Origin of the sequence: Nocardiopsis alba, assembly GCF_000710955.1 — a bacterium.
GTDB classification, from domain to species: domain Bacteria; phylum Actinomycetota; class Actinomycetes; order Streptosporangiales; family Streptosporangiaceae; genus Nocardiopsis; species Nocardiopsis alba.
Map to the genome: position 1 here is coordinate 248,759 of NZ_BAZE01000003.1, position 12,066 is coordinate 260,824.

11 protein-coding genes are annotated in these 12,066 nt (G+C 67.7%); 2 read left to right on the top strand and 9 right to left on the bottom strand.

What is annotated here, in order from left to right:
- Positions 1-58 precede the first annotated feature (58 nt).
- From TR33_RS06830 to TR33_RS06840, 3 genes are all read right to left on the bottom strand, one after another.
- Complete coding sequence (locus TR33_RS06830; RefSeq protein WP_026125016.1) at positions 59-1,000, bottom strand: sugar phosphate isomerase/epimerase family protein; 942 nt, start codon at positions 998-1,000, stop codon at positions 59-61.
- Positions 1,001-1,160: 160 nt separating this feature from the next.
- Positions 1,161-1,748 carry a C40 family peptidase gene (locus TR33_RS06835; RefSeq protein WP_014910691.1) on the bottom strand — a complete coding sequence of 196 codons (588 nt, stop codon included), beginning with the start codon at positions 1,746-1,748 and terminating at the stop codon, positions 1,161-1,163.
- 214 nt (positions 1,749-1,962) lie between these two features.
- A complete protein-coding gene (locus TR33_RS06840; RefSeq protein ID WP_042282616.1) occupies positions 1,963-2,805 on the bottom strand; it encodes an SGNH/GDSL hydrolase family protein in 843 nt (280 codons plus the stop codon).
- Between the two features lie 283 nt (positions 2,806-3,088).
- On the opposite strand from TR33_RS06840, the gene radA reads away from it, so the two are divergent.
- Positions 3,089-4,450 carry a DNA repair protein RadA gene (gene radA / locus TR33_RS06845; protein ID WP_081536501.1) on the top strand — a complete coding sequence of 454 codons (1,362 nt, stop codon included), beginning with the start codon at positions 3,089-3,091 and terminating at the stop codon, positions 4,448-4,450.
- A gap of 43 nt (positions 4,451-4,493) precedes the next feature.
- On the opposite strand, the gene TR33_RS06850 is transcribed toward radA, so the two are convergent.
- Complete coding sequence (locus tag TR33_RS06850; protein ID WP_014911141.1) at positions 4,494-4,880, bottom strand: SSI family serine proteinase inhibitor; 387 nt, start codon at positions 4,878-4,880, stop codon at positions 4,494-4,496.
- Positions 4,881-4,976: 96 nt separating this feature from the next.
- Entirely contained in the window at positions 4,977-5,735 is a 759-nt protein-coding gene (locus tag TR33_RS06855; protein WP_017534639.1) for a hypothetical protein, read from the bottom strand.
- A 63-nt stretch (positions 5,736-5,798) separates the two neighbouring features.
- Here TR33_RS06855 and TR33_RS06860 point away from each other — a divergent pair, with 63 nt between their 5' ends.
- Complete coding sequence (locus tag TR33_RS06860) at positions 5,799-6,674, top strand: iron-sulfur binding domain-containing protein (RefSeq protein WP_042282203.1); 876 nt, start codon at positions 5,799-5,801, stop codon at positions 6,672-6,674.
- A 7-nt stretch (positions 6,675-6,681) separates the two neighbouring features.
- Here the strand turns inward: TR33_RS06860 and TR33_RS06865 are convergent, their stop codons facing one another.
- From TR33_RS06865 to TR33_RS06880, 4 genes are all read right to left on the bottom strand, one after another.
- Positions 6,682-7,257: a thioredoxin-like domain-containing protein gene (locus TR33_RS06865; RefSeq protein ID WP_017534637.1), complete on the bottom strand. Its 576-nt coding sequence runs from the start codon at positions 7,255-7,257 to the stop codon at positions 6,682-6,684.
- Between the two features lie 310 nt (positions 7,258-7,567).
- Complete coding sequence (locus TR33_RS06870) at positions 7,568-10,072, bottom strand: ATP-dependent Clp protease ATP-binding subunit (RefSeq protein WP_084570222.1); 2,505 nt, start codon at positions 10,070-10,072, stop codon at positions 7,568-7,570.
- Positions 10,073-10,822: 750 nt separating this feature from the next.
- Entirely contained in the window at positions 10,823-11,161 is a 339-nt protein-coding gene (locus TR33_RS06875; protein ID WP_014908917.1) for a histone-like nucleoid-structuring protein Lsr2, read from the bottom strand.
- Positions 11,162-11,376: 215 nt separating this feature from the next.
- Positions 11,377-11,658, bottom strand: a complete 282-nt coding sequence (locus TR33_RS06880) for a hypothetical protein (protein WP_026125014.1) — start codon at positions 11,656-11,658, stop codon at positions 11,377-11,379.
- Positions 11,659-12,066 lie beyond the last annotated feature (408 nt).

The following is a 12,066-nucleotide window of genomic DNA, read 5'->3' on the forward strand; positions in this document are numbered from 1 at the left end:
CTAGCCGCCACCGACACCCGGCCCGGGCGGATCGTCCCGATCCGTGGACACCCCTCGCTCAGGGGCGACCCCCGTCGGCGTCCCCTTCGTCGTCGACCGACCCGCCCGGGTCCACGGAGAACCGTCGTGGCGGAGGCTGGGGGCGATCCCTCAGCAGGGCGATGCGTTCACGACGGCCCAGCGCCGGTTCGGGCTCCTTCGGGCCGGCGAAGTGCAGACGGGTGAAGGCCAGGGCCTCGGCCAGCTCCCGCATCCGGGTCTGCCGGTCGGGAGACTTGCGCGTGCTCACCTCGAGGACGAGCTGCCCCTCGTAGCCGTTCCCGGCCAGATGTTCGAGGAGCTCGGCCACGGGCTGGGTGCCCCGCCCGGGGATGAGGTGCTCGTCCAGGTTCTGGCCACCGAAACCGTCCGTGACGTGCACGTGGGAGAGACGGTCCCCCAGTCTCGCGGCCATGTCCATGGCGTCGGAGCCGGACATCGCGGTGTGCGAGAGGTCGAGTGTGACGTCCGGATAGTCCCGGTCGAGGGGGTTCCAGCTCGGCGCGTAGGGGACGACCTCGCGATCGCGGACCCGGACCGGGTACATGTTCTCGACCGCGAAGACCACGTCGGTCTCGTCCTGCATCCGGGCGATGCCGTTCTCGAACCCCTTGGCGTACTCGCGCTGCCAACGGAAGGCGGGATGGACCACGATCGCCTTGGCGCCCAAGGCCTCCGCCATCTCCTTGGACCGGACGAGCTTGCCCCAGGGGTCGCGTCCCCAGACCCGCTGGGTCAGGACGAGACAGGGCGAGTGGATCGCGGTGACGGGCATCTGGTGATAGTCCGAGAGACGCCGCAGGAGGTCGATGTCCTGGCTGGTCGGGTCGGAGGAGACGAGCACCTCCACCCCGTCGTACCCCAGTTTCGCGGCGATCTCGAAGGCCGCCGGGGTCTTCTCCGGGTAGACCGACGCCGTCGAGAGGACCACGGGCGCGTCTGGGACCTGGATAGGGCTCACGGAACCAGAGTATGTGCTTTCGCGCTCTCCGGCACGGTCGCCCGGACGAACGCGGCGTGGCGGGCGGAGGTGATCCCGCCGTCGGCGCGCCCCGGGAAAAGGGGCGACGGCCGTGGCCCGGGTGCACGGGGAACGGCCGTCGAAGAGTGCGAGAAGACGACTAGAGGCGTACGCCGCCGGCGAGGTTGTAGCGCATGACTTCGCGCTCGGAGATGGAGCCTCCGGTCCTGGGCGCGTCGATCATGCGGTCGTCTCCGAGGTAGATGGCGACGTGGTAGGCGTATCCGCTTCCGTCGGTCCAGTAGAGAAGGTCTCCACGTCGGGCTTCGGAGTAGGCGATCCGCTCGCCGGAGGAGACCTGGTCCTGGGCGACCCGGGGCAGGTCGACCCCGGCCTCCTTGAAGGCGTGCTGTACCAGTCCCGAGCAGTCGAAGGATCCCGGCCCGGTGCCGCCCCACGCGTAGGGCTTGCCCTTCTGGGCCTCGGCGGCGTCGATCGCCTTTTCGACGGTGGAGGAGGCGAGGGACTGGTGCACCCGTTCCGGGACGGGCGCCTCCGCGGTCCCGGAGGGTGCGAGGTTCTGGGCGAGTGCCGGTGCGGCCCCGGTGGCCAGGAGCGCCGTGGAGAGGGCGGCGACCGCGAGTGCGCGCGTCCCCCCTCGGAGGCTCCGGTCGTTCTCGGCCTGTCGCCCCGGGTCCGTGGTGGGACGGCAGGCCCGCGTTTGCTCGTGATGTCGGGGTGAGCGCATGTGTCTCTCCTGGATCCGCCGACGCGGACCACGCCCCTGTGACGTGGGTCTCCCGAACGCCGACACACCATTCGTCACACAGACATCGAGAAGAATCACTCTCCGTAGCCTAATCGGCTTCCAAAGACGGTAAAGAGTGCTTGACCCCGACGGACATAGCGGTCATAGAAGTATCAACCGCAGGGCGTCCATCGGGGTCGGTCACACTGAGCGACTACGGACTGGGCACCCCGAGGGTGCTCCGGATGAAGTCCGTCGTGGCCGCCATGCCCAGGTTGTTCGGGTGCACCGGAGCGCCGTCCTCGGGGATCAGCCCCTCGACCCAGCGGGTGTCCGAACCCTGACAGACGTCGTGGCCGCGCTCGAAGGTGTCCACGAAGGTCGCGCCGTTGGCCTCGGAGACCTCGGCGATCATCGCGTTGAGCCTGATCTGCGCCTGGTCCACGAAGGGCACGTCACCGCGGGAGATCGGCGTGCTCGGCCAGCAACCACCGCTCTCCGGCATGATCTGGAGGTAGCCGATGCTCAGCACCGTGGCGTTCGGGCTGCGCTCGGCGATGTCGGCGTAGACCTGGTTCAGGTCGTCGCGCAGACCGTCGATCCGGTCGTCCAGGTCACCGCCGTAGTAGTCCGAGCACGGGCTGCCCAGCGGGTTGGTCAGGCTCCTCTTCGCGCACTCGACGAGCACCTCGGAGAACCCGAAGTCGTTGCCGGAGATGCCCACCGTGACCAGGTCGGTCTCGGGGCCGAGCGCGTCCAGCTGAGGCTCGGTGTCGTCGAACTGCTTCTCGTAGAGGTCGTTCATCACCGCGCCCGAGCAGCTGACGTCGGTGATGTCGTCGATCCCCAGCTCCTCGGCCAGCCGCTTGGGGTAGTTGACGGAGGACTGCATGCAGCCCAGGAGGGGCATCTGCGCCTGAGCCTGGACCATGGGGCCGGCGGTGAAGGAGTCACCGATGGCGACGTAACTGGTGAATTCGGCCGCCTCGACCTCTTCGGCGGCGACCGGGGCCGAGGCCAGGGTCACGCCGAGGGCCGCGATCGCGACCGAGGCCATCAGACGCGACAGTCCGCGCCGGCGCGGAAGGGGGGAACGGTGGGGGACGGGGGATTCGTGTGAGTGGGGGACGGGGGATTCGTGTGAGCGGGACACGAGGGTCTTCCTCTCTCAAGGAGCGGGGGCATGGGAGTCGTCAGAACCGCCTGGGGAGTGACTCCCCACACATTCTCTAACACGAGCTACGAAACCTACGGGCTAACTCGTAGGTAACTTTCTTATGTCCTTCGGCGCCCTTCACCTCCAGCCGAGGCTGTCCCCGACACCCGTTAGCGTTGCGACCATGGCAAAAGCAGCGAAGACCTCGTTCCGGTGTGTCGAGTGCGGATGGAGCACTCTCAAGTGGGTGGGCCGCTGCGGTGAATGTCAGTCCTGGGGCACCGTCGAGGAGGCCGGAGCCCCCGCGCCGACCGCCGTCGCTCCGGCCCCCGTCACCGCCCGGGCCCGCCCCATCACCGAGATCAGTGTGGAGAGCGCGGCCGCGGTCCCCACCGGGGTCGACGAGCTCGACCGGGTCCTGGGCGGAGGCGCCGTTCCCGGCGGCGTGGTGCTGCTGGCCGGAGAGCCCGGAGTCGGCAAGTCGACCCTCCTCCTGGAGGTCGCCGCCATGCGCGCGGCCAACGCCTCCGTCCTCTACATCACCGGCGAGGAGTCCGCCGGACAGGTGCGTCTGCGGGCCGAACGTCTCGGGGCGCTCTCCGATCGCCTGTATCTGGCCGCGGAGACCTCCGTCGCCACCCTGGCCTCCCACGTGGACGCGGTCTCCCCCGACCTGCTCATCGTGGACTCGGTCCAGACCATGGTCTCCCCCGAGGCCACCGGGGTCCCCGGCGGCGTGACCCAGATCCGCCAGGTCACCGGCGCCCTCATCCAGATCGCCAAGGAGCGCGGCATCGCGACCGTGCTGGTCGGCCACGTCACCAAGGACGGTTCCATCGCGGGCCCCCGGCTCCTGGAACACCTGGTGGACGTGGTGCTGCACTTCGAGGGCGAGCGCCACTCCCAGCTGCGTCTGCTGCGCGCGGTCAAGAACCGGTACGGTCCCACCGACGAGATCGGCGTCTTCGAGCTCACCGACAAGGGCATCGAGGGCCTTCCCGATCCCAGTGGACTGTTCCTCACCGAACGCACCGACCCGGTCCCGGGCACCTGCGTCACCGTCACCCTGGAGGGACGGCGTCCCCTCATCACCGAGGTCCAGGCACTGGTCGCCCCTACCCCGTTGCCCGCCCCTCGACGGGCCACCTCCGGACTGGACACCTCACGGGTGAACATGATCCTGGCCGTCCTGGAGAAGCGCACCGGCATGAAACTGGCCAACATGGACGTGTACGCGTCCACCGTGGGCGGCGTCCGTTTGGGCGAACCCGCGGTCGATCTGGCCCTGGCCATCGCGGCGGGCAGCTCCAACAACGACGTCGCGCTCCCGAGCGGCTTCATCGCCGTCGGCGAGGTGGGGCTCGCCGGGGACGTACGCGCGGTCAACGGGGTCCGCCGCCGGGTCGCCGAGGCCCAGCGGCTGGGCTTCACCGACGCGGTCGTGCCCAAGAACTTCGGCGATCCGATCCCCGGCATCCGCACCCATGAGGTGGAGGAGCTGATCGAGGCCCTGACCTGGGTGGCCAAACGCCGTCGGCGCTCATGACGCGTGGGGCCGAAGAGGATCTCCTCTTCGGCCCCACGACCGTCTAGAAGTCGAAGATGGCGCCCTTGGCCATCGAGAGGAGGCAGTCGTTGCCGAAGGTCTCCTCGTAGCGCTCCCCGTCACCGTCGACCGCGATCGCGGTGACCGGCCGGTGGATCATCGTGCAGGCGCCGTCCCGGACGGCCTGGACGTCGGCGATCGACCCGCCGGCCGCCTCGATCAGCTCACAGGCCTCGTCGGCCCGGGGGTGCCCGCCGCCGGCCGGACCGCACTCCAGCTCCATGGACCGGGCCCAGCCGATGGCTCCGTCCCCCTGCTGTTCCGGGGCGCCCTGCACGGTGAGCGAGTACCGGGTGGTCTCCGCCTGCGCGGGAGCGGTCAGGGAGAGGGCCAGGGCGGCGGCCGCAGCAAGGGTGAGGGCAGTCCTCATGGGTTCACTCCAACATCGACGACACCAGATTCACCACTAATAGTAGTGAAGTGATGACGAAGAGTCGTGGCATTTCCCTGATTCGACGCTTTTTCCTCACTGAAGCTGGAAGACCAGCTGGTCGACGTTGCCGACGTGGTCGCCCTTCAGGTTCGCCTTGTACCAACCCGGTTGGGCCTTGGCCGACGAGTCGCGGCAGTCGGTGAAGGAGCGGTTCCGCTCCCAGTCCAGGGTGTACTCGTACGGACGCCCCTGGGTGAGCTGCTGCTTCTCCCGCTTGCCCTCGGCGCAGTCGGCCGTCGAGAAGATCCTGTCGTTCCCGGAGTGGATGATCAGCTCGACCGCCTCCGGGCCCACGTCCACGGTGCAGGTCTGCTCGGCGATGTTGACCACGGTCACCTTGAAGCCGGGGCCGGCGCCGCCCCCGTAGGTGTCCCGGTCCTTCTCGGCGAAGTCGAAGGTGACCACCACGTCCTGCGGTCGGCAGGCGTCCTCGGGGCTCTTCGGGGCCGCGGCCTCTCCGGACTCTTCGGACTCCTCGTCCTCCGCCTTCTCCTCGTCATCGTCCTTCCCGGCGCCCTCCGAGGGCTCCTCGGACGGGGAGGCGGAAGCGGAGGGCTCCTCCTCCGGTTCCTCGGACGGGTCCTCCGAGGGTTCTTCCTCGGGCACACTGGGAGAGGCCGAGGGGTCTTCGATGGCGGCCTGGTTGGAACTCGTCTCGCTCGCCCCGTCCGAAGGCCTACAGGCGTACGCGATCAACGCGAGCACCAGCAGCACCCCGATCATGACGAAGGCCCGTCGCCTCCAGTAGATGTCCTTGCTGACAGGTGCGGGGTGTCCGGTACTTGACGCCATGGGCCGTAGTATTGCGGTTTTGCGCGCCACCTACCTACTCAACCCGCCGGATTCCCGTTAAAGATGAGCGATAACCCTTACAGCACCGCGGTTCTGGCGTGGTACGAGACCAACGCCCGAGACCTTCCCTGGCGTCACCCGGACGCCTCGCCCTGGTCCATCCTGGTCAGCGAGATCATGCTCCAGCAGACCCCCGTCGTACGGGTGCTGCCCGCGTGGCAGGCCTGGATGGAACGCTGGCCCACCCCCGCCCACCTGGCCGAAGAGCCCTCCGGCGAGGCGGTCCGCATGTGGAACCGGCTGGGCTACCCCCGCAGGGCCCTCCGTCTGCACGCCTGCGCCGTCGCCATCACCGAGGAACACGGCGGCGAGGTTCCGGACGATCACGCGACCCTTCTGTCACTCCCCGGAATCGGCGCCTACACGGCGGCGGCGGTGGCGAGTTTCGCCTTCGGACAACGGCACGCCATTTTGGACACGAACGTGCGTCGTGTTCTAGCCCGTGCCGAAACCGGAATCGAGTACCCACCGAAAACCCAGACGAAGGCGGAGACCGCGCTGGCCGAGTCCCTGCTGCCCTCGGAGCCGTCCGTGGCGGCCCGTTGGGGCGTGGCCGTGATGGAACTGGGCGCCCTGGTGTGCACCGCCCGGTCCCCGCGCTGCGTGGACTGTCCGATCGCCGGACAGTGCGCCTGGCGGATCGCGGGCAAGCCGCCGCACGACGGCCCGCCGCGTCGAGGACAGATCTACGCGGGCACCGACCGTCAGGTCCGGGGAAAGCTGCTGGCGGTCCTGCGCGATTCACGCGAGCCGGTGGTCAAGTCCGCGCTGGACGCCGTCTGGGACGACCACATCCAGCGTGAGCGGGCCCTGGACGCCCTGGTCTCCGACGGCCTGGTCGACCCCCTGGACGACGGCCGCTACGCCCTCCCCGCCTGACCCCTTCTCATTCCATGGCCTCCATGTCGAAGCCGTGCTCGTCGAACTCGGCCTGGGTGCCGTCGTAGGCCCCGCTGCACGGCGCCCCGGGTTCGGGGGCGTTCGGGCTCTGTTCGTACTGGCGGAGGAAGGTGCCGATACGGGGGTCCGAGGCGTCGTCGAGCATGAGTTGAGCCTCCCAGGCCGAGGCGACGACCGGTGCGGGCAGGTCCTCCATCGGGCTGACGATCACGTAGGAGCCGGGGCTGTGGTGGGCGGTCAACCGTTCGATGTCGGCCGGGTCCAGGTCCGGGTCGTGGGTGATCCAGACGGCTCCGTGTTCGAGTGAGTGCACGGCGGCCTCGACGGTGATGGGCTCGTCGTACACGCCGCAGTTCTGCCAGAAGGGGTAGTGCTCTCCACCGACCGGTGGATGCTGCCCGTAGTCGACCTTCTCGCCGATGTCGACGTGTTCCTTGGACAGGTCCTCGAAGGTCAGGACCCCTGCGGAGCCCCCTTCGGAGAGCCCTCCCCGGGTGAAGGCCCAGAGTCCGAACCCGGCGGCGCCCACGAGGAACAGGGCCAGGGCTCCACCACCGATCACCCAGGGCAGCGCGCTCCCTCGCCGGGGCGGCGGCCCCTGAGGCGGATATCCGGGCGGCGTCCCTCGCGGCGGGTACCCGGGTGGCGGCCCCTGCCATGCGGGCGGGCCGTGGACGTGCTCGGGCGCGGGAGGGGGCCCCGCAGGGGGGCGTTCGCCGCCCTGGCCGGGGTCGTCGGGGTAAGCCACAGGGGAACCCTATCCCCGGGCCACCGTCCTTAGCAGGGAAATCGTTCGAAGAACGACGACGGGGACGCCCCTTGAAGGGACGTCCCCGACTCGTTCGGCGGGACCCGCGGTCACACCGTCATGTTCACTCGCCCTGGGCGGCGGACTCCACCTCGGGGGTGTCCGGCACCTCGGCGGGCTTCGGAACACCCTTGAAGGTGAACTTGGCGTCCGTGCCCTCGCCCTCGGCGTCGATCACGACGATCTGGCCGGCCTTGAGGTCTCCGAACAGGATCTTCTCGGACAGCTGGTCCTCGATCTCCCGCTGGATCGTGCGACGCAGCGGCCGCGCGCCCAGAACCGGGTCGAAGCCGCGCTCGGAGAGGACCTTCTTGGCGTTCGGCCGAAGCTCGATGCCCATGTCCTTCTCCTTGAGCCTGCTGTCCAGGTTCGCGATCATCAGGTCGACGATCTGGAAGATCTCCTTCTCCGTCAGCTGGTGGAAGACGATGACGTCGTCCACACGGTTGAGGAACTCGGGCCGGAAGTTGGTCTTGAGCTCCTCGCTGACCTTGGCCTTCATCCGCTCGTAGTTGGTGTTGGCGTCGTCCTCCTTGGCGAAGCCCATGGCCACGCCCTTGGAGATGTCCCGCGTACCCAGGTTGGTCGTCATGATGATGACCGTGTTCTTGAAGTCGACGTTGCGACCCTGGGCGTCGGTGAGACGACCCTCCTCCAGCACCTGCAGGAGCGAGTTGAAGATGTCGTTGTGGGCCTTCTCGATCTCGTCGAAGAGGACCACGGAGAACGGCTTGCGGCGCACCTTCTCGGTGAGCTGGCCGCCCTCTTCGTAGCCGACGTAGCCGGGAGGCGAACCGAACAGACGCGAGACGGTGTGCTTCTCCATGAACTCGGACATGTCGAGCTGGATCAGCGCGTCCTCGTCCCCGAAGAGGAACTCCGCGAGGGTCTTGGACAGCTCGGTCTTACCCACACCGGACGGACCGGCGAAGATGAACGAGCCACCGGGACGCTTGGGGTCCTTCAGACCGGCGCGGGTACGGCGGATGGCCTGCGAGAGCGCCTTGATGGCGTCCTCCTGGCCGATGACCCGACGGTGGAGCTCGTCCTCCATGCGCAGCAGGCGGGAGCTCTCCTCCTCGGTCAGCTTGAAGACCGGGATACCGGTGGAGGCGGCCAGGACCTCGGCGATGAGCTCCTCGTCGACCTCGGCGACGACGTCCATGTCGCCGGCCTTCCACTCCTTCTCCCGCTGCGCCTTCTTGTTGAGCAGCTGCTTCTCGTCGTCGCGCAGGGACGCGGCCTTCTCGAAGTCCTGCTCGTCGATGGCCGATTCCTTGTCCCGGCGCACCTTGGCGATCTTGTCGTCGAACTCGCGCAGGTCCGGCGGCGCGGTCATCCGACGGATGCGCATCCGCGAACCGGCCTCGTCGATGAGGTCGATGGCCTTGTCGGGCAGGAAGCGGTCGCTGATGTAGCGGTCCGCGAGCTGCGCGGCGGCGACGAGGGCGCTGTCGGTGATCGAGACGCGGTGGTGGGCCTCGTAACGGTCGCGCAGACCCTTGAGGATCTCGATGGCGTGCGTGATCGTCGGCTCGTCCACCTGGATCGGCTGGAAGCGGCGCTCCAGCGCGGCGTCCTTCTCCAGGTACTTGCGGTACTCGTCGAGCGTGGTGGCGCCGATGGTCTGGAGCTCACCCCGGGCCAGCATGGGCTTCAGGATGGAGGCGGCGTCTATGGCACCTTCCGCCGCGCCCGCTCCGACCAGCGTGTGCAGCTCGTCGATGAAGAGGATGATGTCGCCGCGGGTGCGGATCTCCTTGAGGACCTTCTTGAGGCGCTCCTCGAAGTCACCGCGGTAGCGGCTGCCCGCGACCAGGGCACCGAGGTCCAGCGTGTAGAGCTGCTTGTCCTTGAGGGTCTCGGGGATCTCACCCTTGACGATCTTCTGCGCGAGGCCCTCGACGACGGCGGTCTTACCGACGCCGGGCTCACCGATAAGGACCGGGTTGTTCTTGGTCCTGCGGGACAGGACCTGCATGACCCGCTCGATCTCCTTGTCACGACCGATGACAGGGTCGAGCTTGGACTCACGCGCGGCCTGCGTCAGGTTGCGGCCGAACTGGTCCAGCACCAGCGAAGTGGAAGGGGTGGACTCGGAGGAGGCGCCGGTGGCCTGCGGCTCCTTGCCCTGGTAGCCGTGCAGCAGCTGGATGACCTGCTGGCGGACCCGGTTGAGGTCGGCGCCCAGCTTGACGAGGACCTGGGCGGCGACGCCCTCGCCCTCGCGGATCAGGCCCAGCAGGATGTGCTCGGTACCGATGTAGTTGTGGCCGAGCTGCAACGCCTCGCGCAGCGACAGCTCAAGGACCTTCTTGGCCCGCGGGGTGAAGGGAATGTGCCCCGACGGAGCCTGCTGGCCCTGGCCGATGATCTCCTCGACCTGCTGCCGAACCGCTTCGAGGCTGATACCAAGACTCTCCAGGGCCTTGGCGGCGACACCCTCACCCTCGTGGATGAGGCCGAGCAGGATGTGCTCCGTACCGATGCAGTTGTGGTTGAGCATCCTGGCCTCTTCCTGGGCCAGAACCACCACTCGCCGCGCGCGGTCGGTAAACCTCTCGAACATGTCTCGTCGCTCCTCTACAGAGCGGTCAGGCAGGGACGGTTCATTCCGACCCAACTCTTCCGCATATAGGCCCCACAGGGATAACCGCCCCGGGGAGCACTGTCGCACCCGCCCGTCCTCACCGACCGGGGCCGGTGGGGACGAACATCTCCGTACGGCCGACCGCAGCCGTCCGTGCCAGAGACTTTCCCCGACGATAGGGCGTTCACCCAACATCCAACTACCAATTGGCGCGTCAGATTTCCCTGTACGCCGAAGGCGAACGGCCCGGGCCTCCCATCCATCACGAGAGTGCCCGGGCCGCACGTGCGTAAGCCCCATTATCGGCTCTTAGCGAACAAGCCGAAGGCGTGTTGTTGTTCGAGCGAAAAAGCCACATCGACCGAAGGGTCATCGTCGACCACCGGAGTTCGGATGCGACGACCCGCGACGGAGGGTCGGATCACACCGATGTCGACATCTCGAGGGCCCGGTCGGTTCGGGTTCGGGCCAAACAGGAGCGGGAACCGCGTGCCCGTCTCGCGGGTGTCCTCCAACGAACGGTCTCCGCACCGGCTTGGCGCTCCCCGACCGGACTCCTCGCCCGATTCTCCGGAACCCCGCATCCCCCGTTAACCCCTACATCCGGTGTGTCGAGGCCTCCTCCGCTCGGGAGGGCCTTCGGGATGTTCGGGTACGAACGTCGGCGTGGTCGGAACGAAATCGGTTCGAGTGCCGGCGTTATTCCGGCGACCGAGGGCGGTGACGAACCTAACCCTTGATGGCCTCGTATTCAGCGACGATGGCGGCGGGGATACGCCCGCGCTCATTGACGGGCTTGCCCGCGGCCTTCGCCCAGGCGCGAATCTCCGCGCTGCGCTCACGGCTGGGGGCATTCCGGCTTCCGCGCCGGGCGCCACCACGACCCTGCTTCGACGGGGCCTTGCGAGAAGCCTCGACGAACGGAGTAAGGGCCTCACGGAGCTTGGCGGCATTATCCGCGCTGAGGTCGATTTCGTACGTCGATCCATCGAGACCGAACGTCACCGTCTCCTCGGCCTCGCCACCGTCGAGGTCGTCTACCAGGAAAACCTGGACCTTCTGTGCCATGGAATCAAACCTTTCAGAAGAGCGGTGTCTCCACACCTGAATATAAAGCTATCTCGCGAGAACGCGGAAGACAATTCCCGGCGCGTCAGAAATCGCGAGAGGCCGGCCCGATGGGATTCCGGGTCACCGAAGACGCGCGGGGCATCGAGTCCGCCCGCACACGCGTGCATCCCCTGTATCAGGGGTCTCGGTACCGGTTCGGGCCGGCACCGTATCTAACGGCCGTCGGAATCGGCTCGTTCTTCGCCTTGGACCATCGACGTCTTGTTCGTCACCACGGTCTCGTCGACCCCGGTCTCGCCCTTGTCCACCACGAAACCGCCACCGGCCGCGCCCTCGCTGACCAGGCTGCCGTCCATACGTCTCGGAGCCATCTCCTTACGGAGCAGCTTGATGACGAAGGTACAGAACACGGTCGCGACAACCACCGGTGGGATGAGCGCGGACAATACGTCGATCAGCCCAGGAGGAAGCACCGATGACAAAAAGTCGCCCATCGAAGCGGCCCACCCTTCCTGGTTGTTACTTATTGCAGCAAATACCCGACTCAGTGTCGGGTCACTCCTGGGGGATGGCGCGCACCGGGCATCCGGACAAACGCATACCAGACATCATAGACATCGTTTGCCCCCGGTTTGACACCGGACGTACCGAAGACCCCCGGCAAAGCCCGGGAGAGAGCAATGTCCGATCGTCCGTTCCACCCCCGTACCGGATCGCCGACTCGGGCTGAGGACGGCCACTCGGCAGATCCGGAAAACGCGGGCACCGTACCGCCTCATCGACTCTCGGCGAACCGGCCGCCCCCGTTGGACGCAGGTACACATTACCCGTCCTCTTCCGCCCCCATACCACGCGGTGCACTTAAGCGTCCTTCCTCTCGGGAGAGCCTCCCGGAAGCGTTG